At 35.7% G+C, this 22,780-nt stretch carries 36 protein-coding genes; 13 read left to right on the top strand and 23 right to left on the bottom strand.

The window, feature by feature from the left end:
* Nucleotides 1-7: 7 nt before the first annotated feature.
* Genes spoIIIAE through ACZDYH_RS02425 form a run of 6 tightly spaced genes read right to left on the bottom strand, consistent with a single transcriptional unit; the run spans nucleotide 8 to nucleotide 3,560 of the window.
* Nucleotides 8-1,180 (bottom strand): stage III sporulation protein AE, encoded by a 1,173-nt coding sequence (gene spoIIIAE / locus ACZDYH_RS02450; protein ID WP_000946110.1) that lies wholly within the window; start codon nucleotides 1,178-1,180, stop codon nucleotides 8-10.
* A 10-nt stretch (nucleotides 1,181-1,190) separates the two neighbouring features.
* Nucleotides 1,191-1,574, bottom strand: a complete 384-nt coding sequence (gene spoIIIAD / locus ACZDYH_RS02445; RefSeq protein WP_077393170.1) for a stage III sporulation protein AD — start codon at nucleotides 1,572-1,574, stop codon at nucleotides 1,191-1,193.
* Between the two features lie 23 nt (nucleotides 1,575-1,597).
* Nucleotides 1,598-1,801, bottom strand: a complete 204-nt coding sequence (gene spoIIIAC / locus ACZDYH_RS02440; RefSeq protein WP_000020914.1) for a stage III sporulation protein AC — start codon at nucleotides 1,799-1,801, stop codon at nucleotides 1,598-1,600.
* Between the two features lie 14 nt (nucleotides 1,802-1,815).
* Entirely contained in the window at nucleotides 1,816-2,331 is a 516-nt protein-coding gene (gene spoIIIAB / locus ACZDYH_RS02435; protein WP_000238702.1) for a stage III sporulation protein SpoIIIAB, read from the bottom strand.
* The gene (spoIIIAA, locus tag ACZDYH_RS02430; protein WP_000665905.1) at nucleotides 2,325-3,251 is read right to left on the bottom strand and encodes a stage III sporulation protein AA; all 927 of its coding nucleotides are present in this window, start codon (nucleotides 3,249-3,251) and stop codon (nucleotides 2,325-2,327) included. Before spoIIIAA ends, spoIIIAB begins: the two co-directional genes overlap by 7 nt.
* A gap of 27 nt (nucleotides 3,252-3,278) precedes the next feature.
* A complete protein-coding gene (locus ACZDYH_RS02425; protein ID WP_000816050.1) occupies nucleotides 3,279-3,560 on the bottom strand; it encodes a YqhV family protein in 282 nt (93 codons plus the stop codon).
* A 191-nt stretch (nucleotides 3,561-3,751) separates the two neighbouring features.
* Here ACZDYH_RS02425 and ACZDYH_RS02420 point away from each other — a divergent pair, with 191 nt between their 5' ends.
* The gene (locus ACZDYH_RS02420; protein WP_001164986.1) at nucleotides 3,752-4,330 is read left to right on the top strand and encodes a GNAT family N-acetyltransferase; all 579 of its coding nucleotides are present in this window, start codon (nucleotides 3,752-3,754) and stop codon (nucleotides 4,328-4,330) included.
* Nucleotides 4,311-4,631 carry a hypothetical protein gene (locus tag ACZDYH_RS02415; protein ID WP_000645572.1) on the top strand — a complete coding sequence of 107 codons (321 nt, stop codon included), beginning with the start codon at nucleotides 4,311-4,313 and terminating at the stop codon, nucleotides 4,629-4,631. The genes ACZDYH_RS02420 and ACZDYH_RS02415 overlap by 20 nt, the downstream gene beginning before the upstream one ends.
* A gap of 36 nt (nucleotides 4,632-4,667) precedes the next feature.
* On the opposite strand, the gene efp is transcribed toward ACZDYH_RS02415, so the two are convergent.
* From efp to ACZDYH_RS02395, 4 genes are all read right to left on the bottom strand, one after another.
* Nucleotides 4,668-5,225 (bottom strand): elongation factor P, encoded by a 558-nt coding sequence (gene efp / locus ACZDYH_RS02410; RefSeq protein WP_000626516.1) that lies wholly within the window; start codon nucleotides 5,223-5,225, stop codon nucleotides 4,668-4,670.
* A 21-nt stretch (nucleotides 5,226-5,246) separates the two neighbouring features.
* A complete protein-coding gene (pepQ, locus tag ACZDYH_RS02405) occupies nucleotides 5,247-6,308 on the bottom strand; it encodes a Xaa-Pro dipeptidase (protein ID WP_000411040.1) in 1,062 nt (353 codons plus the stop codon).
* A gap of 4 nt (nucleotides 6,309-6,312) precedes the next feature.
* Nucleotides 6,313-6,753, bottom strand: a complete 441-nt coding sequence (gene aroQ, locus ACZDYH_RS02400) for a type II 3-dehydroquinate dehydratase (protein WP_000735140.1) — start codon at nucleotides 6,751-6,753, stop codon at nucleotides 6,313-6,315.
* A 79-nt stretch (nucleotides 6,754-6,832) separates the two neighbouring features.
* On the bottom strand, nucleotides 6,833-7,294 hold the full coding sequence (locus ACZDYH_RS02395) for a YqhR family membrane protein (RefSeq protein ID WP_140421507.1): 462 nt from the start codon (nucleotides 7,292-7,294) through the stop codon (nucleotides 6,833-6,835).
* 244 nt (nucleotides 7,295-7,538) lie between these two features.
* On the opposite strand from ACZDYH_RS02395, the gene ACZDYH_RS02390 reads away from it, so the two are divergent.
* The gene (locus tag ACZDYH_RS02390) at nucleotides 7,539-8,459 is read left to right on the top strand and encodes a DUF1385 domain-containing protein (RefSeq protein ID WP_000807121.1); all 921 of its coding nucleotides are present in this window, start codon (nucleotides 7,539-7,541) and stop codon (nucleotides 8,457-8,459) included.
* A gap of 79 nt (nucleotides 8,460-8,538) precedes the next feature.
* Nucleotides 8,539-8,940: an SA1362 family protein gene (locus ACZDYH_RS02385; protein ID WP_001014463.1), complete on the top strand. Its 402-nt coding sequence runs from the start codon at nucleotides 8,539-8,541 to the stop codon at nucleotides 8,938-8,940.
* Here the strand turns inward: ACZDYH_RS02385 and ACZDYH_RS02380 are convergent.
* From ACZDYH_RS02380 to splB, 3 genes are all read right to left on the bottom strand, one after another.
* The gene (locus tag ACZDYH_RS02380; protein ID WP_140421506.1) at nucleotides 8,937-9,599 is read right to left on the bottom strand and encodes an HAD family hydrolase; all 663 of its coding nucleotides are present in this window, start codon (nucleotides 9,597-9,599) and stop codon (nucleotides 8,937-8,939) included. The genes ACZDYH_RS02385 and ACZDYH_RS02380 overlap by 4 nt on opposite strands.
* Before the next feature lie 54 nt (nucleotides 9,600-9,653).
* Nucleotides 9,654-10,082, bottom strand: a complete 429-nt coding sequence (gene mntR, locus ACZDYH_RS02375) for a transcriptional regulator MntR (protein ID WP_001143085.1) — start codon at nucleotides 10,080-10,082, stop codon at nucleotides 9,654-9,656.
* Nucleotides 10,083-10,226: 144 nt separating this feature from the next.
* Nucleotides 10,227-11,252 carry a spore photoproduct lyase gene (splB, locus tag ACZDYH_RS02370; RefSeq protein WP_000802107.1) on the bottom strand — a complete coding sequence of 342 codons (1,026 nt, stop codon included), beginning with the start codon at nucleotides 11,250-11,252 and terminating at the stop codon, nucleotides 10,227-10,229.
* A 157-nt stretch (nucleotides 11,253-11,409) separates the two neighbouring features.
* Between splB and ACZDYH_RS02365 the strand changes: the two genes are divergently transcribed.
* The 3 genes from ACZDYH_RS02365 to ACZDYH_RS02355 all read left to right on the top strand — a co-directional run bounded on the left by ACZDYH_RS02365 (nucleotide 11,410) and on the right by ACZDYH_RS02355 (nucleotide 13,448).
* Nucleotides 11,410-11,727, top strand: a complete 318-nt coding sequence (locus ACZDYH_RS02365) for a PadR family transcriptional regulator (RefSeq protein WP_000556078.1) — start codon at nucleotides 11,410-11,412, stop codon at nucleotides 11,725-11,727.
* Between the two features lie 5 nt (nucleotides 11,728-11,732).
* Entirely contained in the window at nucleotides 11,733-12,404 is a 672-nt protein-coding gene (locus ACZDYH_RS02360) for a DUF1129 family protein (RefSeq protein WP_000993581.1), read from the top strand.
* Between the two features lie 201 nt (nucleotides 12,405-12,605).
* Nucleotides 12,606-13,448 (top strand): hypothetical protein, encoded by an 843-nt coding sequence (locus tag ACZDYH_RS02355; RefSeq protein ID WP_000111900.1) that lies wholly within the window; start codon nucleotides 12,606-12,608, stop codon nucleotides 13,446-13,448.
* Nucleotides 13,449-13,476: 28 nt separating this feature from the next.
* On the opposite strand, the gene ACZDYH_RS02350 is transcribed toward ACZDYH_RS02355, so the two are convergent.
* On the bottom strand, nucleotides 13,477-14,313 hold the full coding sequence (locus ACZDYH_RS02350; RefSeq protein ID WP_000514081.1) for a lipoate--protein ligase family protein: 837 nt from the start codon (nucleotides 14,311-14,313) through the stop codon (nucleotides 13,477-13,479).
* 170 nt (nucleotides 14,314-14,483) lie between these two features.
* On the opposite strand from ACZDYH_RS02350, the gene ACZDYH_RS02345 reads away from it, so the two are divergent.
* The gene (locus tag ACZDYH_RS02345; protein ID WP_000108653.1) at nucleotides 14,484-14,867 is read left to right on the top strand and encodes a rhodanese-like domain-containing protein; all 384 of its coding nucleotides are present in this window, start codon (nucleotides 14,484-14,486) and stop codon (nucleotides 14,865-14,867) included.
* A 40-nt stretch (nucleotides 14,868-14,907) separates the two neighbouring features.
* Here the strand turns inward: ACZDYH_RS02345 and ACZDYH_RS02340 are convergent, their stop codons facing one another.
* Nucleotides 14,908-15,444, bottom strand: a complete 537-nt coding sequence (locus ACZDYH_RS02340; RefSeq protein ID WP_033691120.1) for a hypothetical protein — start codon at nucleotides 15,442-15,444, stop codon at nucleotides 14,908-14,910.
* 314 nt (nucleotides 15,445-15,758) lie between these two features.
* Between ACZDYH_RS02340 and ACZDYH_RS02335 the strand changes: the two genes are divergently transcribed.
* From ACZDYH_RS02335 to ACZDYH_RS02315, 5 genes are all read left to right on the top strand, one after another.
* The gene (locus tag ACZDYH_RS02335) at nucleotides 15,759-16,736 is read left to right on the top strand and encodes a LacI family DNA-binding transcriptional regulator (RefSeq protein WP_001273985.1); all 978 of its coding nucleotides are present in this window, start codon (nucleotides 15,759-15,761) and stop codon (nucleotides 16,734-16,736) included.
* Nucleotides 16,737-16,832: 96 nt separating this feature from the next.
* Nucleotides 16,833-17,414 carry a TetR/AcrR family transcriptional regulator gene (locus tag ACZDYH_RS02330; protein WP_002005730.1) on the top strand — a complete coding sequence of 194 codons (582 nt, stop codon included), beginning with the start codon at nucleotides 16,833-16,835 and terminating at the stop codon, nucleotides 17,412-17,414.
* Between the two features lie 71 nt (nucleotides 17,415-17,485).
* Nucleotides 17,486-17,818: a DMT family transporter gene (locus tag ACZDYH_RS02325; protein WP_000312339.1), complete on the top strand. Its 333-nt coding sequence runs from the start codon at nucleotides 17,486-17,488 to the stop codon at nucleotides 17,816-17,818.
* Nucleotide 17,819: 1 nt separating this feature from the next.
* Nucleotides 17,820-18,134, top strand: coding sequence for a DMT family transporter (locus tag ACZDYH_RS02320; protein ID WP_000312623.1), 315 nt, complete (start codon nucleotides 17,820-17,822; stop codon nucleotides 18,132-18,134).
* A gap of 15 nt (nucleotides 18,135-18,149) precedes the next feature.
* On the top strand, nucleotides 18,150-18,407 hold the full coding sequence (locus ACZDYH_RS02315; RefSeq protein ID WP_000265368.1) for a DUF3975 family protein: 258 nt from the start codon (nucleotides 18,150-18,152) through the stop codon (nucleotides 18,405-18,407).
* 16 nt (nucleotides 18,408-18,423) lie between these two features.
* On the opposite strand, the gene ACZDYH_RS02310 is transcribed toward ACZDYH_RS02315, so the two are convergent.
* The 8 genes from ACZDYH_RS02310 to ACZDYH_RS02275 all read right to left on the bottom strand — a co-directional run bounded on the left by ACZDYH_RS02310 (nucleotide 18,424) and on the right by ACZDYH_RS02275 (nucleotide 22,617).
* Nucleotides 18,424-18,612, bottom strand: a complete 189-nt coding sequence (locus ACZDYH_RS02310; RefSeq protein ID WP_088361854.1) for a hypothetical protein — start codon at nucleotides 18,610-18,612, stop codon at nucleotides 18,424-18,426.
* A 245-nt stretch (nucleotides 18,613-18,857) separates the two neighbouring features.
* Complete coding sequence (locus tag ACZDYH_RS02305; protein WP_046392992.1) at nucleotides 18,858-19,454, bottom strand: ABC-2 transporter permease; 597 nt, start codon at nucleotides 19,452-19,454, stop codon at nucleotides 18,858-18,860.
* A 32-nt stretch (nucleotides 19,455-19,486) separates the two neighbouring features.
* A complete protein-coding gene (locus ACZDYH_RS02300) occupies nucleotides 19,487-20,119 on the bottom strand; it encodes an ABC-2 transporter permease (protein ID WP_063264118.1) in 633 nt (210 codons plus the stop codon).
* Nucleotides 20,120-20,133: 14 nt separating this feature from the next.
* Entirely contained in the window at nucleotides 20,134-20,802 is a 669-nt protein-coding gene (locus ACZDYH_RS02295; RefSeq protein ID WP_434712768.1) for an ABC-2 transporter permease, read from the bottom strand.
* Nucleotides 20,783-21,655 carry an ABC transporter ATP-binding protein gene (locus ACZDYH_RS02290; protein WP_088361852.1) on the bottom strand — a complete coding sequence of 291 codons (873 nt, stop codon included), beginning with the start codon at nucleotides 21,653-21,655 and terminating at the stop codon, nucleotides 20,783-20,785. The genes ACZDYH_RS02295 and ACZDYH_RS02290 overlap by 20 nt, the downstream gene beginning before the upstream one ends.
* Before the next feature lie 3 nt (nucleotides 21,656-21,658).
* The gene (locus tag ACZDYH_RS02285) at nucleotides 21,659-22,033 is read right to left on the bottom strand and encodes a GntR family transcriptional regulator (protein WP_001021364.1); all 375 of its coding nucleotides are present in this window, start codon (nucleotides 22,031-22,033) and stop codon (nucleotides 21,659-21,661) included.
* A 118-nt stretch (nucleotides 22,034-22,151) separates the two neighbouring features.
* Entirely contained in the window at nucleotides 22,152-22,343 is a 192-nt protein-coding gene (locus ACZDYH_RS02280; RefSeq protein WP_000535933.1) for a hypothetical protein, read from the bottom strand.
* 70 nt (nucleotides 22,344-22,413) lie between these two features.
* The gene (locus ACZDYH_RS02275; protein ID WP_000262496.1) at nucleotides 22,414-22,617 is read right to left on the bottom strand and encodes a DUF3929 family protein; all 204 of its coding nucleotides are present in this window, start codon (nucleotides 22,615-22,617) and stop codon (nucleotides 22,414-22,416) included.
* Nucleotides 22,618-22,780: the final 163 nt, after the last annotated feature.

Genomic DNA, 22,780 nt, shown 5'->3' with positions numbered 1-22,780 from the left:
TCACCTCCTACCGCATCATAAGTGTAATATTCCCCGCAGCAATAATAATTGTAATACTTAAAAAGAACATAAATGATACGATAGCTAAGCAAGCAAATACGTAAATGATGCTTCGTCCAATAATGTCTAAGCATTGAATAATTGCTCCGCCGCCAACCGGTTGCAATACTGCTGCTGCGAATTTATAAATAAATGCGATACAGAAAATTTGAATCGCTGGAAAAGCAACAATTAAACATAAAATGACGAGCCCAATAATTCCGACTGTGTTTTTCAATAATCCTGATGCGCTAATAACAGTATCTGCCGCTTCTGTAAACATCCTTCCGACTACTGGAATGAAGTTCCCTGTTACAAATTTAGCAGTTTTCACAGCTATTCCATCAGCAACGGCTGTTGCTGTTCCTTGTACAGATAATACTCCTAAAAAAATCGTTAAGAAAATACCGATAATCCCAACGCTAACGTTTTGCAGAAGCTTGGACAATTTCGTCACTTTATATTGATCACTCATTGTACTTACAATACTTAATATCGTTGCCAGTAATAAAAGCGGTAGAACGATATAATTCATAAGAAGCCCGCTTGTATTCATTAAGAAAATGATAATCGGATGAAAGAAAGATACAGATACAACCCCGCCACCAGTCGCTATAAGCGCCAATAAAATTGGCAATAGCGCTAATATGAAATCTACCATTGTTTGTATCGTTTCTCTTGCATATGTCATAACGACATAAAAACTATTTAAAGCAAAAATAATAAGTACCATATATACAACAGCATCAGCAATTTTACTTACACTACTTTTTGAAAAAGCGGATTGCAGTGATTGCAACAATGCACTAAAGATTGTGAGCATAATGAGTGTGCCAAGCAGTTTTCCATTAGCTGCAAGCTCATGAAATAAATATTTTAATAACCCTATCATCCACTCTTTTAGAGAGAATTCTTTTTCTCCCTTTACAAACTCCATAAAACTCCCTTTTTGACTCTCTGGCAAATAGCCTCCATATTTTGTAACAAGCCCGTCCCAAAATTGCTTCACATCTTCAATTCCGAGCTTATCCAATTGTTGATCAACGACGTTTGTTTCTACAGGAGAAGCTTGTACAACAACCGGTAAAGAAAAGAAAAGGAAGCAAGCAAATAGCAGCTTAGCTCCAAACCTCCTCAACATTCACTCCCCCTTATCCCGTCGGTAAAAATCCGAGAATAGTTTCAATTACAACCGTCAAAATAGGAATTGCCATAACGAGAATTAAGATTTTCCCAGCAAGTTCAATTTTCGAAGCGATGGCACCTTGACCAGCATCTTTTGTAATTTGAGCTCCAAACTCGGCAATATAAGCAATTCCAATAATCTTTAGTAACGTTTCCACGTAGACGTTACTAACTTTCGCTTCACTCGCTACTCTCTCAATCATTTGTAAAATAGAATGAATTTGATCGATTAAAATAAGAAACATCACGCTACCTACGAACACAATAAATAAAGATGTAATACTAGATTTATGCTGGTTCAAAACAGCAGCTAAAAACGTAGCAACGAGGCCTAATCCGACAATTTGTATAATTTCGATTCGAACCGCCTCCTTTACTGGAAGAGAAAGACACTTTTAATCTTGTCGAATAGCGTATTAATTAAAAATGCAACATGAAATAAAATGACGACAAAACCGACAAGGATAACCCAATTTGCAATATCCTCACGCTTCAATTCTTTTAGTACAGTATGAATGAAAGCTAAAACAATGCCGATTCCGGCGATTTGAAATATTAATCCAACATCAATGGACATCGCCTTTCTCCCCCCTATAGCAGTAAAATTACAATTAGTAGCCCTGCTAGTACCCCTAAGCTCTTAATCATTTTTTCGTATTGCAGTTGTAAAGCTTTCGCTTCCTCTTCTTCTCTCTCCAAATGTGTAATACATAAGCGAATATGTTTTTGTTGTGATTCACGATCATGTTGCCCTAGCGTTTCACCAAATTGCTGCAGTATTTCATACTCGGTTTGTTGAAAAGCCGTCAACTTCCAATTCTCTTTCAAACTATCTATCCAAGCTTCCCTTACCGTTTGTTCTCCACTTTCTAGTTTTTTAGCGAAACTTTGAAATATCCAATTTAATGGCTTTGGCATTTGTTTAACTAATCGCTCGGCAGCCTCAGATAAAGGTGTGTGTCCATACATAATTTCTGCCTCTAATGATTGAAGTGCTGATTTTAATAACCTAAGTTGCCTCGGCCTCTCACTGTATCTTTTAGCGTACGAAAACCCGAAAAAGGTGCTGACCGCAACGATTAACACTGCACCAAATATTTTCACCATACGCCCTCAGCCTTTCTATTTGATAACACTGGTTTTCCATATTTATCTTTCACCTGCATAACCGTTCCTGGACCCCTCGCTTTTGACAACTCCACAAACCTATCAAATATACCAAGCTCTAGCACTGCCTTGAGCGATGGACGTCTCACAACATCCTCATAGGAAAATCCGTGTGCGCTTATAAAAAGCTGAACACCTGCATGCACTGCCTCCATAATTGCTTCACTATCTTCTTTACGGCCAATTTCATCTACGATCAAAATATCAGGACTCATAGAACGAATCATCATCATCATTCCTTCTGCCTTTGGACATGCGTCTAACACATCGACTCGGGTACCAAAATCATATTGCGGGATTCCTTTCACACAGCCAGCAATTTCTGAACGTTCATCAACGATCCCCACTTTACAGGAAGGAATTTCCGAAGCACTTACCCCTTGACTCATGCAACGTGCTACATCTCTTAAAAGTGTCGTTTTTCCCGTTTGGGGAGGGCCAATTACCATCGTGTTTAACCACCTTTTTTCATACAAATATGGCAAAAGCGGTTCAGCAATCCCTATTTTTTGACGAGCAATACGAATATTAAAGGAAGAGACATCACGAATCATTTTCACTGCGCTTTTTTCTGTAATGACTTTTCCTGCTAACCCGATTCTATGCCCCCCGCGAAGCGTCACATACCCACGTTTTAATTCCTCTTCCATCGTATAAATTGAGAATTGACTTAATTTATTCAATAAGTAAATAGCATCCTCTGCAGTAGTGATATAGTCATAAAAAAACACCTTTCCGTGTGCAATACACTCTAGCGGCCTTCCAATTCGAACACGAATTTCCTCTAAAGCATCGTATTGCTTACATTCTTCAATTAAGTACTTCATCGTTTTTGGTAAAACTTCTAATACCTCTTTCATCGGCTTCTCCCCACTATACTCGACTTACTATTTCAGTAATGCGATAAAAATACAGCAAATTCCAAGCGCTAGAAAAAAGAGCTTCAAGAAAGAAATTTCACTTGCTACACTCGCTATCCCAATTGTCATTGTTAAAATTAATACGGTAGGTCCAACAAACGCCAACATACCATTTATAAACAACGCTTTCTTCGCATCATTCACATAAAGCATAAGCAAAGCAGCAAATATCTCCGCACTACCTGAAAATAATCGAAGTGCCCCCATAACAAGCACGGATGTTTCCATTGCCGCTAGCCACTGTTTCATTCTTCCACCTTCTCCCGTAACAGTTACTAACTTCGTATTCTAAAAAAGAATATATTTGTACAACCATATGCAGAGGTTGTCTATTTCAGAAGTAAAAACATAATTTTTCTCTAAAGTCTGAATTAGAATCTGAATATTCATATTATTTTATGGTATATTATGGTATATTTAATTTGAAAGGGGTTTAAACCATGCAGCACGTCACTTTATTACCACTAGATTTATGCTATACAAATGTGATTTTCGAGCTATCAAGTGATCCACATATAAAAAATGCATTGGGGATAACGGTAGAAAACATCGAAGACACGAAAACATTTCTTCTTTTCGCAATAGAAGAAGAGCGTCAAAAGAAATCCTTATCGAGAATGATTGTGAATGAAGAAAATGAAATAATTGGCCTCACCACACTTAAACATATTAATAATGAAAAAAAGCAATCTCACATTGGTAGTTGGATTGGCTATCCATACTGGGGAAAAGGCTATAACGAGGCTGCTAAAAAAGAAATCTTTAAAATCGCCTTTTTAGACTTACAACTTTCCTACGTATTTGCTGGTGCTAAAACGAATAATATCCGCTCACTAAAAGCACAAGAAAAACTACCCTATATTTCATTGCATGTGGAAAACAAGTTTCCAGACGAACACGCTGCACTAGAGAAAGAAGTAAGGTCACCTTGCTCTCTGCATGTCGTGTCACGTGAAAATTTTTTAAACTGGTTGAAATTACAGAATGAGGAGGAAAAATATGAAGGCATTGAAAATTAGTTTAACCGTTGTAGTAGAATTAGCTCTTATTTATCTTTTTTCATTATTAGTCGGTTGGTCATTTATAGAGACCTTTTTCCTTGGTAGTTTAGCAATATTTGCAATTATGTGGTTAATTATTATGAGTAACCATAGAAATAACATTACAGATCACGCAATAAGCAAAACATTAACTGGCGTTGAGACTGGCGAAATAAAACCATTTCAAATTGTTTTGACTCCATCTATTATGGGTACTCTTTCACTTGTTTTAGTCAGTTTTATAGTAACAGCTATTTACTATCTACCCTATTTCCTATAAAAAAAACACTCGTGAATTATCACGAGTGTTTTTTTACTATGCACGAGAAACGTATTTACCTTCACCAGTGTTGATGATAAGCATTTCGCCTTCGTTAATGAAGATTGGTACTTGTACAACAAGACCAGTTTCTAATGTAGCTGGTTTTGTTACGTTAGAAGCAGTATCACCTTTAATACCAGGCTCTGTTTCTGTAACTTGTAATTCAACTGTGTTTGGAAGTTCAACACCAAGTACTTCGCCTTGGTAAGTCATAATTGCTACTTCCATGTTTTCTTTTAGGAATTTAAGCTCGCGCTCGATTTGTTTTTCACCAAGTTCGATTTGCTCATAAGTTCCGTTATCCATAAATACGTGAGCCTCACCGCTTGCGTATAAGTATTGCATACGACGGTTTTCGATGTGTGCTTTTTCTACTTTCTCACCTGCACGGAATGTTTTCTCTTGAACAGAACCTGTGCGAAGATTACGTAGTTTAGAACGAACGAATGCAGCACCTTTACCTGGCTTTACGTGTTGGAAATCAAGTACTTGCCAAAGGGCATTGTCCACTGAAATTGTTAAACCTGTACGAAAATCGTTTACTGAAATCATGTAAAAAAATCCTCCTGTGTATTACAAAATAATAAGTTCTTTTGGTGATTTCGTAATTACTTCATTACCTTCACTTGTCACAATGATATCATCTTCAATACGTACGCCGCCAATACCTGGAATATAAATACCTGGCTCTACTGTTACAGCCATACCTGGTTCAAGTACTGTATCAGAACGGAACGCTAAACCTGGTGCTTCATGGATTTCAAGACCTATTCCATGACCAGTAGAGTGTCCAAAGTATTCACCATATCCTTTTTCCGTTATGTAGTCACGCGTTAGCGCATCAGCCTCGCGACCTGTTAAACCAGCTTTAATACCGTTCACACCACGTAGTTGTGCTTCTAAAACGATATTATAAATTTCTTTTAATTTATCAGATGGTTCACCGACTGCAATCGTACGAGTAATATCAGAACAATATCCTTTGTAATAAGCGCCGAAGTCTAATGTAACGAAATCTCCTGTTTCTATCACTTTTTCAGATGCCACGCCGTGCGGTAATGCCGAACGAAGACCTGAAGCAACGATAATATCAAACGAAGAAGATGTTGCTCCTTGTTTTCTCATGAAAAATTCAAGTTCATTTGACACTTCAATTTCAGATACTCCCGGGCGAATGAATGATAGAATATGCTCAAAGGCAGCATCTGCAATCTGTGCAGCTTCCTTTAATATCTTAATCTCTGAATCAGTCTTTATCAAGCGTAACTTTTCTACAAGTCCAGAAGTCGGGATAAATTCAGCATCAATCGCTTCCTTATGCACTGAATAAGAACTATATGTAAGAGTATCTTGCTCAAAACCAAGTTTTTGAATTCCAAGCTCTTTCACTTGCTTTGCCACTTCATCAATGATCAATCCTGCGTGCTGTACAACCTCATATCCAACCGCTTGTTTACTTGCCTGCTCGACGTAACGGAAATCTGTAATAAATTGAGCACGATCTTTTGAAATAAGAACAACGCCTGCTGTTCCTGTGAAGTTAGCCATATATCTACGACTATGTTCATTTGTTAACAAAATACCGTCAATGCCAGCCTCATCAAATGCACTTCGTAATCTTTCAATTTTCTCCATTACTTTATGCCTCCCTCAATTTCTCCATTAATGCAAATAATGCTAACTTATAGCCATAAAAACCAAATCCTACAATTTGACCTGCACAAACAGCTGCCGTCACAGATTCATGACGGAACGATTCACGCTGATGAATGTTAGAAATATGTACTTCAATAACAGGAATCGAAATGCTCGCAATGGCATCACGAATCGCATAGCTATAATGCGTAAATGCTCCCGGATTTAAAATGATCCCTTCATATATATCTTCCGCTTCATGAATAATGTCGATAATGGCACCTTCATGATTCGATTGGAAACATTCTAACTCCACTCCCATTGTTTCTGCTTCTTGCTTCATATCTGCTTCAAGTGTCGCTAGCGTGCCCTTTCCATATACATTTACCTCACGAACACCGAGGCGATTTAGGTTAGGACCGTTTACGAGGAGTAACTTTTTCATATTCTTAAAACTCCTTAATATTAAATATCTATACAATATTTTAACATAGGAGTTACTTATTTGAATAGTTCGTCTTCTCTTACCCTTCTTGTTCTGCTTTATTGCTATTTACTGCGTAAGAAACAGAATATGCTATAAACACACCATACAATATAAAAATACATATTGTCGTCACAATTGTCTCTTTTGGTAAATGGAGCGCACTTTTAATAACAGGAGCCATTAAACCCATCCCCAAAAACAGTAGTGCCCACCAAAATAGCCCATAAATAATTCCCGCTATAATCCCTTCAAACTTCGCAAAAAATGCTTTATACAAAAAGGCGATCAAAATTGAAAGAGGTCCCATACACACTATTCCGAACACATTGCCCCATACACCCTCTTTCCAACTTCCAAACGCAAATGGTAAAAGGAAATAATTCGGTCCCGCCTCCGTGAATGAAAATATATGAAGGAAATACCAGATCCCGCCCCAAAAGATTCCACCAAACAAACCAATCTGCACAAAATTCCTTGTTCCTAATTGTTCTTGACTCACATCGACACCTCCGCTCAATAGTATGCCCGAAACTATTTTGAAGCATGTTTAAATCCTGCGAAATTTGTCTATAAAAAGAATAAGAAATGTCCGACTCTCATAACATTTTCCCTTGTCATCTACTTGTATTTGCCGATAAAATAAAGGAAACTCGGTGATTGTCTTATTTCAAAACGACAGAACCCAGTATGACAATTGCCTCTTTTTCTACATAAGAGAGAAACAAATACAGGTTGGTGTTAACATGGCAGAAGAGTCAAAACAAATATATGGCGGGCAAGCGGTCATAGAAGGAGTTATGTTTGGCGGTAGAGAATATACTGTTACAGCGGTTCGTCGTAAAGATAAATCGATTGAATTTTATCGATTACCACGCGTTCGTAATAAAGTACTATCTACCCTAAAAAAAATTCCATTTTTACGAGGGATTGCCGCTATTGTGGATGCAAGTGCGAATGGAGCAAAGCATTTAAACTTCGCTTCAGAACGATTTGACGTCCACCCAGAAGATGATGAACAAATTGCAAATAAAAAAGAAGAACAATCAAAATTAACGATGGTATTAGGAGTTGCAGCTGTTGGCGTTTTATCTTTTATATTCGGTAAAGTCATTTTCACAGCAGTTCCTGCACTATTAGCTGAATTAACGAGACCGATTTTCCCATCTCATACTGGGCAAATCATTGTCGAAAGTGTCATTAAGCTCATGCTATTATTGAGCTATATATACTTTATTTCTTTAACCCCACTTATTAAGCGGGTATTTCAGTATCACGGTGCAGAGCATAAGGTAATCAATGCTTACGAGAATAACCTTCCTCTGACTGTAGAAAACGTTCAAAAGCAAACTCGTCTCCATTATAGATGCGGCAGTAGCTTTATTATATTTACAGTCATTATTGGAATGTTCGTTTATTTCCTAGTCCCTACAGATCCTCTTTGGGCACGAGTTATAAACAGAATTTTATTAATTCCAGTTGTACTTGGTATTTCTTTTGAAGTATTGCAATTTACAAATCGATTACGAGACATTCCCGTATTACGCGTACTTGGATATCCTGGATTATGGCTACAACTATTAACAACGAAAGAACCAACAGATGATCAAGTGGAAGTAGCAATTGCATCGTTTGAAGAATTATTACGTTTAGAGAACAAACAATAATTATTTAAAAATGGTGTTCAACTCCTTTCCTCATCGTTAATATACTAATTTCAATATATGTTTTTAGGAGGTGTCCCTTATGAACGGTCGTTCGTTTACTTTCGCTATATTTGTGCTTATTATCGGATTGGCAATATTCGGCCTTGTTTCATCTGTTATTACAAATCCCATGGGTGTATTAAGAAATATCGGGTACATGTTACTTGTTGTCGGTATCTTTTACTTGCTATACAAGATGTTTACAAATTCCAGTGGTTCCGCAAATTCGCAAAGCTCATATAAGCGTGCGGCAAAACAATCGAACCGCAAACATGGGAAACAAAATGTAGCACCCCTAGGCAATTCTTTCTTTAAGTCAAATACTTCTAATGACAAAAGTAAAAAAGGGAATTCTTCCACTTTGAAACGAAAAAGAAAACAGTCTCATTTAACTGTCATTGAAGGCAAAAAAAGCAAAAAAAAAGACCGTGCTTCCTTTTAGGAAATACGGTCTTTTTTTATACTTTGAAGCACTTCTTTTAAACTTTTCTCTCTCATACTTTCAATTCGAAGATGATGATTTTCAAACGGTAAATTCCGTGTCACATCATTAGGTACCACAACGCACGTTAATCCCGCTGCAACTGCTGCTCTCAATCCATTTAATGAGTCTTCAAATACAACAGCTTCAGATGACTTAATTCCTAATTCTTCTATTGCAACTCGATAAAGAGCTGGATCTGGTTTTACCTTCTCAACATCTTCTCTCGTTTTAATTACTTCAAAATATTCTCGAATTTGTAGCTCTTCTAAAAAATGAATAACCCATTCTCTAGAAGAACTAGAAGCTAGTGCGATTTTTAATCCCATTTCTTTCGCTTCTTCTAAATATTCTTTTACCCCGTCACGAGCTTCTGGTATTCTCATTTTCTCTTTATGTAAAGTTGCCACTTTTTCTTTTAATACACTTTTGTTAAACTTCTCTTTTAATTGATCATTTAGATATGTATAAAGTACCTCATCTGTTGTTCCAATGCATTTCGCAAATTCCTCTAAAGGTAGTTCCCCGCCGTATTCACGAACAGCATCTCTGAAAGAGTGAAACCATATCGTTTCTGTGTCCACAATTAATCCATCAAAATCAAAAATAATTGCTTTCATAATTCTCCCATCCTTTTCGAATTGAAATAAAAAAGGAAACGCCATACGTTCCCCTTAATTACTTTTCTCTTCATTTGCTCTTTGAACACCGCGAAGTGTTTCCACTCGGACTGTATCTTGTTCAAAGTATTGCACTAAATCACCAATGCGATCAATCGCTTCCCAACTTAAATGATGTTCAATTCCTTCTACATCATTGTAAATTTTACTTTCATCCACACCGATAATACGCATAAATTGCTCTAGCAAGTCATGACGATATACGAGACGTTCTCCGATTTTTTTACCTTTTGTTGTTAATACAAGCCCTCTATATTTTTCATAAATTAGATATTCATCTTTGTCTAATTTTTGCACCATTTTTGTTACAGAGGATGGATGTACACTAAGCGCTTCAGCAATATCAGATACGCGGGCGTAACCCTTTTCATCAATCAACAAATAAATTTGTTCAATATAATCTTCCATACTAGGGGTAGGCATCGGTTTCCTCCATCCAAGTTCATTTTGCTTATTCCGTACGAAGCAATCAATAAAATGATACACCAGAAAGAATAACGTGACAAGTTGAAAACGAGCCTAAATATATAAAACAAAAAAGAATCTGTATTTGCATACAGACCCCCCTTAAGTAAAATATTGTATTTCTGCATTAGGAAAAAATTCATTTATATAACCTCTTATCGTTTCTTCCAATACTGCTGCATCATCCTTTTTATATACATATTTTCCGATGCCATATCGTCCCCATTTATACTTCCGCTTCTCTTCATCCATTTCAAGCTTCGTATTTGGATAACGCTCTTGAATAACCTTTTTCGCTGGTTTCGTAAAACGATGCTGAATTAATTCAAACGTTAAATTTGGTATCGTCATATCTTTCAGCGCATTGTACAGTCGCTCAAATAGTTCACGATATCCTTCTTCCCATCCTTCATGCATATAAAGTGGCGCGACTATAAAACCAAGTGGATAACCTGCACCTGCTACTTTACGTGCCGCCTCAATTCGCTCCTCAAATGGCGATGTCCCTGGTTCAAAATTTTTAATTACATATCGTGAATTTATACTAAACCTGAAACGAGTTTTCCCATTATGCTTTGCATCTAATAAATGATCAACGTGCGAATATTTCGTGACGAAACGTAAGCGCCCATATTCACTTTCTCCAATGAATTCAATCGCCCGCTTTAATGCATGTGTTAAATGATCAATCCCAACAATGTCTGATGTACACGCTGCTTCAAATCTTGTTATTTCAGGTGCCCTTTCATCCATATATTGCTTTGCCTTCTCAAATATTTCATCAAGATTGACATACACACGAACGTAAGGCTTACTCCCAAGTGTTGTTTGCAAATAGCAATAATGACAATGTCCCATACACCCTGTTGCGAGCGGAATTGCATATTCAGCTGACGGTTTTGACGTATCAAACTTTAGCGTCTTCCTTACTCCAACGACAAGTGTAGCCTTTGCATTACGATACTTTTGCAAATCATTTTCTCCTGGCAAATTTCTAATTTGATTATGTGATGTCGTTTCACGAATTTCTAATCCCATCTTCGTAAACTTCTCATAAAGCTCTTTTCCAAGCGGATATTCAAGTGCCTTTGGTTCAAAGTAAACGAGTTTTGGCATAAATGGTTTCATGTGCTTCCCTCCCTCTCGTTAGTATGGGAAACGTTGAAAAATTAACACGCATTAAAGTTTTCCACTTCAGTAACTTGCGTTGCAAGTTACTGAATGTTATAATTTGGATAACAGCTACCTTGCAACGCAAGTTACCTGAGTAAAAGGTGGTGAAATCATGCACAGCCAAATGTTAAAAGGTGTATTAGAAGGTTGCATCCTATACATCATTTCACAAGAAGAAGTGTACGGATATGAACTGAGCACAAAATTAAATAAACACGGATTTACATTCGTAAGCGAAGGAAGCATCTATCCGTTATTATTACGTATGCAAAAAGAAAAATTGATCGAAGGCACATTAAAAGCTTCCTCACTCGGTCCAAAGCGAAAATATTATCACATAACCGATAAAGGATTAGAGCAGCTTGAAGAATTTAAACAAAGCTGGGGAATGGTTTCAACTACGGTAAATAACTTATTACAGGGGGAGTGATAGGGATGAATGCACAAGACATGATTGAATTGAATAATAAAAAACGTGAGCTTCTAACACCTGAAAATGAAGTTGCTTATAGCGATATGTTAGTTTATCTTCGTTTATCTAACGTGCCAGAGCAACAAATGGAAGAACTGTTACTAGAAATATTAGATCACCTCATCGAAGCACAAGCAGAAAATAAAAACGCTTATGACATCTTTGGAGATAATTTACAATCTTATTGCGATGAACTTATATCAGCTTTACCAACTCAAACAAAGTTAGAAAAAGCCTCTTTAATTGGATTTTCTATTAGCTTACTTCTTGCTATACAGTTTGGCATAAATGCAATTATTTCATTTTTTATGTTTTTCTTTGAAAAAAACAATACATTATCAAGTCCGCCTTTTAGCATCCTTGGAACTACTTTGTCTGTTTCAATAATTATACTAGGTATACTATTTATTTTATATTTATTAAAGCGTTACTCCTTTAATCAGAAAATGAATTGGAAAAGAAGAATTCTATTTGGATTCGCATTTGCTACTCCATTTTGTTCCGCTGTATTCTTAAATATTTATTTCCAAAAGCAACCTTATCTCATTTATCATCTAAACTTTTGGCAAAATGCTTTAATTGCTATCTTATTTTTTATTTTATATAAATTACTATATAAAAAATCAAATTTTTAACAGCCCTTCAAAAGGCTGTTTTTTCTTCTGTCTAATTTTACAAATTGAAAAATTTCATAAAGAAAATAAGAAAAATGCAAAATAATTAAAGTTAATTGTTGACGTGATGCTTTTATTATCGGTATCATAAATCTTCGTGAGCAATTATTTTTCGTTATACGATTTTTTTATTATTACTGAATTTTTGAGAGGAGAAATTAGATGTCAGTTAAGAAGAAAACGCAAGTACGCACCGGCAAAATGGTACGTGAACTAATGTTAGCAGACGAAGATGTAAATGCTTCGCTAATTATGGTATATAGTGAAAACGGTGTAAACGCAGAAATTAAAATCGAGGGCTTAACGCCGAAATGTAACGAAGAATTATTTTTGAGCGGAAACGTGGATTGGAACAAGAGTGTTATTTATAAAATTGTTGATTTCACTGGAAACGCTGAAGTTGGTAAAGTTACATTAACAGCGATGAACAAAAACAATGTTTCTCTAGAAATTGAACGCGTTATGTGGAGTAAAGAAAATAAAGAAGCTGCCGAGCAAGAAGAAACACAGGTAGAAGCAGCACCGAAAAAGGAAGTAGTTGTAGAAGCTCCAAAAGCAATTACGCCTGCTCCTAAGCCTGTTACGCGTGTGGAAACACCTGCTATGGCACCTAAGCCTACTCCGGTACCGACACCGAAGCCAGTAAGCGTAGAAGCAGCTGTAGAACTAGTTACTCCAGCGCCTGTGAAAAAAGCGGTCCCTACTCCAGTTACAAAGCAAGAGACAGCACCGGTTGCTCCTGCAAAACCGAAGCAGCCTGCTTTGACTGAAACAAATTCAAAACTACAAGAAAATTATGTTAAACTCGTGAAAAAGACAATTGAAGTTTGTCAAGATTACGAGCTTGGCATCGACATAGATGATTCTATTGAAAGCTTAAAAGAAGAACTACAAAGCCAAGGTATTAGCGTTACATTTGACAAAGAAATTATGGACGTTGTAAGTCGCCTTCGTTCTTTACAAGATAAAGGAATCAAAGTAGAAAAAGTACTTAATTTACTATAAAAAAATAAGAGATGGCAATTGCCATCTCTTATTTTTTATAATTCCACTCATTACTTTCATACTTTTCTTTCGCTAACGTTTGAACTTCATGTAACTGTTCTTCTGTTAATTCATATGGAACAAGTTCTACATCCAATCCTTTTTCAAAGCCAACTTCAAACGCTTTAATTAACTGTTCTATCGTAAATGTACGGTCTGTTAATTCATTAATTGCTACTGCTTTAGAAGAGAACATACTCTTCATGCGTTCCTTCACACGTTCATTTGGGAATAAAAATAGATCATATAGTTCATCTAAATCAATTTCTAATGGAATCGATCCATGCTGTAGAATAACACCTTTTTGACGCGTTTGAGCACTACCAGCAATTTTTCGTCCTTCCACTACAATTTCATACCAAGATGGTGCATCAAAACATACGCCGGAACGTGGATTTTTTAAATTTTCACGATCTGCTTCTGTTTTTGGAACTGCATAATATGCTTCTAGCCCTAATGCCTTAAAACCATCTAATAAACCTTGCGAAATAACACGATACGCTTCTGTAACTGTTTTCGGCATATTCGGATGATCTTCAGACACAATAACACTATACGTTAACTCTTTGTCATGTAGTACACCCCTGCCGCCTGTTTGACGACGAACGAATCCATATTTCTTTTCGTTAACTACATCCATATTAATATCTTTTTCAACACGTTGAAAATACCCAACTGTTAATGTTGGTACTTCCCATTCATAAAAACGAATTGTTGGTGGCATTTTCTTTTCACTTTGCCAATTTAATAAACATTCGTCTAACGCCATATTAAATGCCGGTGAACATTGACCAGAGTTAATATAACACCATTTTTCTTTTCCCATCCTGCACCTCATATAACCAATTATTTTTCACATTCTCTAGTCTACCAAATTCGACAAAATTTGTGAAAGAATACGAAATTTCTTCTTATATGCAAATGAATCTGTTGCATAAATACATAAGGGCATTATAATATTGAAAGTAGGATAAGAAAAAAGGGAGCGATAGAATCGTGTCAACAACTTGGATTATTTTATTAGCCGTAATCGTAGCATTTATCGGCTACACTGTATGGATGTACTTCTATCAGAAAAAATTAATTAAAACTCTTACAGAAGAAGAATTTCGCGCTGGCTACCGTAAAGCACAGCTTATCGATATTCGTGAAGCAGACGAATATAACGCAGGGCATATTTTAGGTGCACGTAACATTCCGTTATCACAAATTCGCCTTCGCCATAAAGAACTTCGTCAAGATCAACCTGTTTACTTATATTGCCAAAGCGGATTCCGTACAGGTCGTGCAGCGCAATACTTAAAAAAACAAGGCTACAAAGATTTCTACCAATTACAAGGTGGATTTAAATCTTGGACAGGCAAAATTAAAAAGAAATAATAACATACAAAAAACTAGCTGAATAAATCAGCTAGTTTTTTCATTTCATCTTATTCGCAATGTATAATAAATTCTGCTTGATTACCTTTTCATCGTTCTCTTCTACATTCCGATACAGCAGTTGATATTCAATTCCTTTCTCTTTCCATATAAGCGTAGCAAATTCGTCACCACGTTCATAATCATCTTTATTTTTAAAATAAGCAGACGTTCCATTATTCAGTTTCATTTGTTCTTGAAATCGCTTCTCTTCCACAAGATCCGGAAAACTATAAGGAAAGTTCGCGACATTTAACTCAATATACTCATTTCTACCTGGCTCTTTCTGTTTATATTTAATCGTTAAGACAGTGCTCTTTTTCCCAAGCGTTCTTACTTCCCCCTTCACATCACTTGTAATGTCGTACGGTAAAAACGTTGGAACTTTAAACTTCACCGGAAAATATTTTGGAAGTTCCTTTAGCGGAATAGGATCTGTAACACGATCCATAGCTCCTCCCGTTGTTCCCACAAAGTGTTTTTCTTCTTGCATCGTTTGCTGAAACGAACACGAACTAAGCACGAAACTAGAAAACACGAAACAAATGATTCTTTTTTTCAATTTGTTTCCGCCCTTTCATATCGCTCTCTTAACGAACGAAGCGTTGATATTCTCTTCATATTCGCTTTGTCACCAAACTCCACCTTTGAAAACTTTCCACGTTATTCTCACACATTTTGACAACACTTTTTGCAAACAAAAAAGACCCCTATCATTCTTACGCCCAAGTGAAAAGGTTACGCGAATAAAAAGAAGTCTTATTAATACCATAGTTTGTGAAAAGCTTTTCAGGTCAAGATTTTTTCTTTCTTATTATTTTCCCTTTATAATAAGGGAAAGAGGTGATACATATGGCCAATATAAAACAAATTGCTAAAACTGCTGGTGTATCGATATCAACTGTTTCTCGTGTCCTGAATAATCACCCTTACGTAAAAGAAGAAAAGCGTAAGCGTGTTCTAGATGCTGTTGAAGAATTAAACTACGCAAAAAATATAAATGCTGTCCATTTAATAAGAGGGAAAACATATACAATTGGCGTTATGCTTCCTTTCATTAACCTCCCCTACTTCAGTACGATTATTGAAGGAATCGGAAACGAAGCGTTATTAGCTGGGTATCATATTAATTTATGTCAAACGAATTACGATAGCATTGAAGAAATTCGTGTTCTTGAAATGATGAAAATGAAACAATTTGATGGGATGATTATTTGCTCCCGAACGAGCTCTTGGGAACAAATCGAACCTTTTGCAAAATTTGCCCCTATTATTTCATGTGAAAAAATGAAGCATCCCCTCATTTCATCCATCTACGTAGATCATTATGAAGGTTTCCGTCTTGGTACTGCCTATTTACTAAGTAGAGGCCATGAAAAAATCGGAATTTGTTTAGCAAGAAAAACAAGTGTAAATTCCATGGAGCGCGAAAAAGCGTTCGCCGATACACTTCGTAACGAAGGCAAAACGTTGCATCCTGAATGGATTTTCCACCAATGCTATACAATGCAGGACGGAGCACAAATACTCCATCGTATTTTAAATATGAAAAATCGTCCAACTGCTATTTTCACAGCGAACGATCAAGTTGCAGCTGGTTTATTAACAGAGGCTCGAAAACATGGTATTCGAGTACCTGAAGACCTTGCTATCCTTGGATTTGATAATCATGAAATTTCAAAGGCATTAGAAATTTCCACAATTGAACATCCCGGTCTCGCAATGGGCTCACATGCTTTTTCTTTATTCCATAAGCAGATCCAAAGCGAGCAAATTGTCGGCAGTGCAAAAGAACTTTCATTCCATTTAATTGAGCGAGAGACTGTCTAAAAAGAGCGTTACTTATAACGCTCTTTCTCAGCTCTTCACCTATTGACTTTATATTTCCCATCTCATATAATGAACCTAACGAACGGTAGGTAGGGGATGAAAATGACAGCAAACCGCATTAAAGCTGTAGCACTTTCTCATTTCGCACGCTACGGCTATGAAGGAACTTCATTGGCAAATATTGCTCAAGAAGTTGGGATTAAAAAACCATCGATTTACGCACACTTTAAAGGAAAAGAAGAGCTATATTTCATATGCTTAGAATCTGCTCTTCAAAAAGATTTGCAGAGCTTCACAGGCGATATCGAAAGCTTTTCCAATTCGTCCACTGAAGAATTGCTTTTAAAATTATTAAAAGGGTATGCAAAACGATTTGGTGAAAGTGAAGAATCAATGTTTTGGTTACGAACTTCTTATTTTCCGCCTGATGCATTTCGCGAACAAATTATTAATAAAGCAAATGTACACATTGAAAACGTCGGAAAACTTTTATTCCCTGTATTTAAAAGAGCAAGCGAACAAGATGAGCTGCATAACATTGAAGTAAAAGACGCCTTAGAGGCTTTTCTATGCTTACTCGACGGTCTTATGGTTGAACTATTATACGCAGGTTTAAATCGTTTTGAGACACGTTTAGACGCTTCTTGGAAAGTATTTTGGCGCGGACTTTCAAACTGACGGATTGCTCCTTTGCAATGCGTCGTTTTTAAGCCCTTTACCTAACGACTGGTAGGAAGGAGAAATGACATATGGCATGGATTTATGTAATCATCGCTGGTATTATTGAAATATTTTGGGTGATTGGACTAAAAAAAGCAGAGGCACCACTTGAATGGGCTGGTGTTGCTCTATTAATTACAATTAGTTTCGTCTTATTATTTAGAGCTTATAAAGATTTACCTGTCGGCACTGTATACGCAGTCTTTACAGGAATCGGAGCTGGCGGAATCGTTCTTACAGAGATTTTCATCTTCGGAGAACCTTTCTCTATCGTAAAAGTTTTATTAATCGGTTTAATCTTCTTCGGAGTAATTGGTTTAAAACGAGTAACAGAAGAAAAAGAAGCGAAGGAGGCCGCATAAAATGGCTTGGGTATTTTTAATTCTAGCTGGTATTTGTGAAATTATTGGTGTACTCTTTATGAAAGTAGCCACTGAAAAGAAAGGCTGGGCACCAAAAGTTATTTTAATCGCTAACTTCGGCGTAAGCTTCTTCTTCTTATCTCTTGCGATGAACACATTACCGATGGGAACTGCTTACGCAATTTGGACTGGAATCGGAACTGCTGGAAGTGCACTTCTAGGCATTCTCATTTTCCGAGAATCAGCGGATTGGCGTCGTCTCGCTTTCTTAAGCTGTATTCTATGCGGCGCTGTTGGCTTAAAACTATTAAGCTAACGTGAGGTGAATGTCATGTGGAAAGAAAAAGGAAAGAAAATATTAGCATGGATCACACTTGGTATCCTCATTCTATTACAAATAAGTTTTCATATAATAGAATCATTGTTTCATAAAGTATTATCCATTCTCACATTCCTTCCTAACATGACACTTGAAATTATATCGATTGTTTGGTCCATTATCGCCTCCATTGCAATCGTCATTATATGGAGTATCGCCAAACTATGGAATAAGTTATTTAAAAAGGACAGTATTTCTGAAAAAGAATAACTGTCCTTTTTTATATTCATTCAGACTTTCTGTAGAAGTTACATGTGATAAGACAAAACAGACCAATTATGGAAATACTTATACCAACCCCTTTATGTAAACTTGGAAATAACAGTGGTATATCCGAGTAAACATTTGCTAATATGAGGCCGATTGAAAATAAAAATATTCCTATTCTATATAACCATTTTCTTTTGTTCATCATTCTCCCCTCCTAACATTTTTCATATACTCCTTTCTTTTGGACATACTACCTAAAAAAGGAGTGGATAATATGCAAAATTCTATACATAAGCAAATTCTATTTTTATTTTTCCTATTTCTTATTCTCGTTATCGTTTTCAGCTTTATATTACATACTCCAAAAGATGTACCAAATAGCGTTTCTTTTTATAAACTACTGCTCTCGTATTGTCGTTATTGAAGAAGGTGCCTTTTTTAAGGCACCTTTTAAAATTCTCTTTTTTCATATATTTTTACTGAAACAAAGATAGATATTATGAACATGCATATTGAACTAATGAATAACAAGCTGTTATATAGTTGAATTTGTTCTAAGTTGATTTGAAACAAAGCTTCTAAAACAACTATCGGTGCCATGAATATTACTATCGTAATGAAAATGGATTTCTTATACCCTAGCCAAAAGGCTATTGGTAAAACAAAGCTTAAATACAATAAAATAAAGCTAATACTAGCAACCATTGTCGTTTCAATAAATTCAAATAAGTTAACCCCGCTCTTCATTCCTATCGTGAAACAACCGACCGTTACACTTATAAAAAGAATAATTATTGCTACTATATATTTCGCATACACAATTTGTTTTCTCAATATTGGTAAACTATTTACTATAACTTCACTCTCATTTTTACTATCTGCTTCAAATGTTTTTACTGTTGCCCCAATTGTAATAATTACTGACATAATTATGAACAGATTTTCCGTATCTGTTAAGGCCATATAAAAGAAAACAGGATACAGTATGTACCAAATTAAAAATTTCCATTGAATAATGAAATCTTTTAAAATTAGTTGCTTGATCATGTATTACCCCTCCTAATATGAAAATGCTCCTTCTATAACTCTGCCTCCTGAAACATTTTCATTGAGAGAAACATTGATATGACTATACTTACTAACACTCCAATACTAAGAACACCCATTGCTAGTGTAGCCTCTTGAGAGTGAAGTACTTTTAACATAATTGTTTTATCACCAAAAATATTGCACATAAGACCAATCATACCCATTAAAGGAAAAAGCATAATCAAATTCAAGACAGTAATAACTTTATATCCCCCAATGTAATTAGTCGGTATCGTTACTGCACAATAAATCAAAGTTGCTACTATTGCTGAAAATATTGCATACCCAGGCATAACTATATCTCTGTTCAATAAAATATTTCCTAATATTACGACTATAAAAGTTACACTCAAACCAGCCATAATAAATAATGTGCTTGAAATATATTTAGCTATAATTATCTCTTTTCTCGTTATAGGCAAACTCACTAACACTTTTTCTGCTTTACTTTTCTCGTCATAATAAAAAGAAATATATATAATCGTACTACATGTTATAAATACTCCTATTGCAATCCCCATTGGTTCGACGGAATTCTTAAAAATAGATAAAATAGGGATTAAAAAATAGAAAGGAAACATCTTCTTCTGTAAAAAAAACTCCTTCAAAATCAACTGTTGCATATGAATTCTCCTCTCTATAAATCACGCGTTTCATAAATTTTAATTGTAAGAAACATAGAAGCGATATAGGCACTAGCTAATATCATTCCTCCAACCGTAAATACACCAATATGTACTGGATTCATAATCCACTCACTGAATGAAGATGTTGTTTCATTCAGCCCATCACTAATAAATATCCAAAGAAGTACACCAGTCCCCATTGCTGCCGCTGATACTATACTTCTCATGCCCTTTGATTTTGTACCATAATAACTAGGAAAAAATGTCGCCACAAATACTACAGAATAAATCACTCCACTTACCACTACATACCATGGAATTTCAATATAAAAATTAGGATGGTATACACCAATATCATCAATAACAGCAATACCTCTTAAAAGGAATACAATTATCATAGTTGAAACCATGGCACCGACAATAAATATTGCACAGGAAATATATCTAGCAATAATGATATCCTTCCGACTTACTGGTAAACTATTTATAATAATGTCACTTTTATTTCTTTCATCCATAAAGGTTAACGTCATAACGGAGGAGAGGGTTATAAATAGACAACTCATCGGACATAAAAATTCACCACTTGGCTCTAACATAAAAAACAAAAGAGGCATAACAAAATTCACTAACCACATTACCCGAAAAAAGAACAAATCTTTATATACAAGCTGACGCATAGGCACCTCTCCCTTTCGCAGTGTAAACGATAATGTCATCTAATGTAGGCTTTTCTAGTACAACCTCATTTCCAAACCAATCGATAATTCCTTGTTTATCCTTCGCTAAACCTTCGAAACCAAATTTATTTTTTCGTAATCCAACAAATAGTTCTTTTCCTTCTCGGTCTAATAAATCATTACTTCCTTTTACGATTACGTAGTTCTCCATTAAGTCTTCTTTTTCACCAGTAAATATAATTTCTCCATCATTGATGAACGTAACATAATCTGCAATGCGCTCTAAATCTGTTGTAATGTGCGTTGAGAATAATACGGATACTTCATCTTCCATTACAATTTCTTGCAACATATCAAGTAATTCACTTCGAACAACTGGATCTAACCCTGCTGTCGGCTCATCCATAATGATAAACTCTGCATGATGTGAAAGTGCGATGGCAATCGCAAACTTCATTTTCATCCCTTTAGATAGCTCTTTAATTTTTTTATACTTTGGAACTTGCAATCTTTGCATATACGATTGGTATTGATTTTCGTCCCACTTTTTATATAACGGTGCAATAATACGTTTCATTTGTTCACACGTTAAATCTTCGTAATAATGATTTTCATCATATACAAAACCAATATTCTGTTTTATGTCCTTTTCGGCTTTCTTATTGTCTTTGCCAAAAATTTTTATATCGCCGCTATCTTTTCTAATTAAATTCATAATCATTTTGATCGTTGTACTTTTCCCAGCACCATTTGGTCCGACAAACCCCATAATATATCCTCGTGGTAATGCAAAACTTATATTTTTCACTGCAAAATCTTGATAACTTTTACAAACATTTTTTAGCTCTAACATCTCTTATTCCCCCTTATATAAACACGCAATCATCTGCTGCAATTCTTCAAGTGAAAGCTGCAACACTTTACTTTCTTTTACGATTTCTTCAGCCTTACTTTCCAATAGACGTAGCCGCTGTTCTTTTAATAGTTCATTATTTTTACGTGAAACATAAGTCCCCTTCCCAGCAACAGTTTCTATATATCCTTCTTTTTCAAGCTCCTCGTACGCACGCTTCGTTGTAATTACACTAATTTGCAATTCCTTCGCTAAGCTACGAATAGACGGTAATTGGTCTCCACCCTTTAAAACACCATTTAAAATAAGCTGGCTTAATTGTTTTCTTATTTGCACATAAATAGGGTCTTGGGAAGAATTCGAAATAATAATATTCATGTTTTCCTCCAGTGTGTGTATATACTGTATATACCTTATATATACAGTATATACACACCATCCTATTTTTGGCAAGAAAAAAAGACCAACATTTTCCTGTTGGTCTTTCGTATATGTATCACTTTTCAAAGCGATCTAACATCTCGTCTCTCATTCCGAAACTTACTACTGCAATTCCTATATACATAAACAGAAGGAATGCCGGATGAACCGTGTTGTACCAGCTGCTGTCAACAATTAAGTAAATCGTTAATGCCACAACAAGAACAAACGCTAAGATAAACATATAAAAGTGTCTTGTACTACCCATGATAAACTCCTCTCTTCTCACTTCACCATTCAACAGTTTATTTTATCGAATAATTCGATATGACTCAAGGTTAACTTTCTGTTATGTAATCAAGTTCTACCTTTACAATGTCCTCACATGCTATTGAAATGATTGTTCCTTGTTTATCAATCGCCGTCACTTCTCTATTATCCATTACACGATTTGCTACTCTTTCTAACACTTTTCCTTGGTCTCGATAGCAAAATTCTTTTACATCTTTAATTGTTTCTCCATTTTCTAAATGGTATACCATTCTATAACATCGATATCCCACACTTTCACCCCCGTCTTGTTCGTTTTTTCACATATACATAAAAATGAGTAATCTTTGCCTCATCACATCTTCTTAATTTCAATAAAATTCTAACAAAAATAAATACTTTTATCAAACCGACTTTTTCAACAAAACTACCTAT

This window comes from Bacillus sp. EB V-12 (genome assembly GCF_056158125.1).
The sequence above is the reverse complement of the archived record's forward strand: the minus strand, read 5'-3'. Positions and strand labels throughout refer to the sequence as shown.

Bases quoted from the DNA above. Each gene is read 5' to 3' on its own strand.
- ACZDYH_RS02320 (WP_000312623.1), top strand. From the start codon at position 17,820: ATGGCTTGGGTATTTTTAATTCTAGCTGGTATTTGTGAAATTATTGGT.
- ACZDYH_RS02315 (WP_000265368.1), top strand. From the start codon at position 18,150: ATGTGGAAAGAAAAAGGAAAGAAAATATTAGCATGGATCACACTTGGT.
- aroQ (WP_000735140.1), bottom strand. From the start codon at position 6,753: ATGAAAAAGTTACTCCTCGTAAACGGTCCTAACCTAAATCGCCTCGGT.
- pepQ (WP_000411040.1), bottom strand. From the start codon at position 6,308: ATGGAGAAAATTGAAAGATTACGAAGTGCATTTGATGAGGCTGGCATT.
- spoIIIAB (WP_000238702.1), bottom strand. From the start codon at position 2,331: ATGGTGAAAATATTTGGTGCAGTGTTAATCGTTGCGGTCAGCACCTTT.
- ACZDYH_RS02335 (WP_001273985.1), top strand. From the start codon at position 15,759: ATGGCCAATATAAAACAAATTGCTAAAACTGCTGGTGTATCGATATCA.
- ACZDYH_RS02330 (WP_002005730.1), top strand. From the start codon at position 16,833: ATGAAAATGACAGCAAACCGCATTAAAGCTGTAGCACTTTCTCATTTC.
- ACZDYH_RS02310 (WP_088361854.1), bottom strand. From the start codon at position 18,612: ATGATGAACAAAAGAAAATGGTTATATAGAATAGGAATATTTTTATTT.
- ACZDYH_RS02360 (WP_000993581.1), top strand. From the start codon at position 11,733: ATGAATGCACAAGACATGATTGAATTGAATAATAAAAAACGTGAGCTT.
- efp (WP_000626516.1), bottom strand. From the start codon at position 5,225: ATGATTTCAGTAAACGATTTTCGTACAGGTTTAACAATTTCAGTGGAC.
- mntR (WP_001143085.1), bottom strand. From the start codon at position 10,082: ATGCCTACCCCTAGTATGGAAGATTATATTGAACAAATTTATTTGTTG.
- ACZDYH_RS02300 (WP_063264118.1), bottom strand. From the start codon at position 20,119: ATGCAACAGTTGATTTTGAAGGAGTTTTTTTTACAGAAGAAGATGTTT.
- spoIIIAA (WP_000665905.1), bottom strand. From the start codon at position 3,251: ATGAAAGAGGTATTAGAAGTTTTACCAAAAACGATGAAGTACTTAATT.
- ACZDYH_RS02415 (WP_000645572.1), top strand. From the start codon at position 4,311: ATGAAGGCATTGAAAATTAGTTTAACCGTTGTAGTAGAATTAGCTCTT.
- ACZDYH_RS02380 (WP_140421506.1), bottom strand. From the start codon at position 9,599: ATGAAAGCAATTATTTTTGATTTTGATGGATTAATTGTGGACACAGAA.
- ACZDYH_RS02355 (WP_000111900.1), top strand. From the start codon at position 12,606: ATGTCAGTTAAGAAGAAAACGCAAGTACGCACCGGCAAAATGGTACGT.
- ACZDYH_RS02350 (WP_000514081.1), bottom strand. From the start codon at position 14,313: ATGGGAAAAGAAAAATGGTGTTATATTAACTCTGGTCAATGTTCACCG.
- ACZDYH_RS02365 (WP_000556078.1), top strand. From the start codon at position 11,410: ATGCACAGCCAAATGTTAAAAGGTGTATTAGAAGGTTGCATCCTATAC.
- splB (WP_000802107.1), bottom strand. From the start codon at position 11,252: ATGAAACCATTTATGCCAAAACTCGTTTACTTTGAACCAAAGGCACTT.
- ACZDYH_RS02290 (WP_088361852.1), bottom strand. From the start codon at position 21,655: ATGTTAGAGCTAAAAAATGTTTGTAAAAGTTATCAAGATTTTGCAGTG.
- ACZDYH_RS02295 (WP_434712768.1), bottom strand. From the start codon at position 20,802: ATGCGTCAGCTTGTATATAAAGATTTGTTCTTTTTTCGGGTAATGTGG.
- ACZDYH_RS02420 (WP_001164986.1), top strand. From the start codon at position 3,752: ATGCAGCACGTCACTTTATTACCACTAGATTTATGCTATACAAATGTG.
- ACZDYH_RS02390 (WP_000807121.1), top strand. From the start codon at position 7,539: ATGGCAGAAGAGTCAAAACAAATATATGGCGGGCAAGCGGTCATAGAA.
- ACZDYH_RS02325 (WP_000312339.1), top strand. From the start codon at position 17,486: ATGGCATGGATTTATGTAATCATCGCTGGTATTATTGAAATATTTTGG.
- ACZDYH_RS02280 (WP_000535933.1), bottom strand. From the start codon at position 22,343: ATGGGTAGTACAAGACACTTTTATATGTTTATCTTAGCGTTTGTTCTT.
- ACZDYH_RS02385 (WP_001014463.1), top strand. From the start codon at position 8,539: ATGAACGGTCGTTCGTTTACTTTCGCTATATTTGTGCTTATTATCGGA.
- ACZDYH_RS02275 (WP_000262496.1), bottom strand. From the start codon at position 22,617: ATGGTATACCATTTAGAAAATGGAGAAACAATTAAAGATGTAAAAGAA.
- ACZDYH_RS02425 (WP_000816050.1), bottom strand. From the start codon at position 3,560: ATGAAACAGTGGCTAGCGGCAATGGAAACATCCGTGCTTGTTATGGGG.
- ACZDYH_RS02285 (WP_001021364.1), bottom strand. From the start codon at position 22,033: ATGAATATTATTATTTCGAATTCTTCCCAAGACCCTATTTATGTGCAA.
- spoIIIAE (WP_000946110.1), bottom strand. From the start codon at position 1,180: ATGTTGAGGAGGTTTGGAGCTAAGCTGCTATTTGCTTGCTTCCTTTTC.
- ACZDYH_RS02305 (WP_046392992.1), bottom strand. From the start codon at position 19,454: ATGATCAAGCAACTAATTTTAAAAGATTTCATTATTCAATGGAAATTT.
- spoIIIAC (WP_000020914.1), bottom strand. From the start codon at position 1,801: ATGTCCATTGATGTTGGATTAATATTTCAAATCGCCGGAATCGGCATT.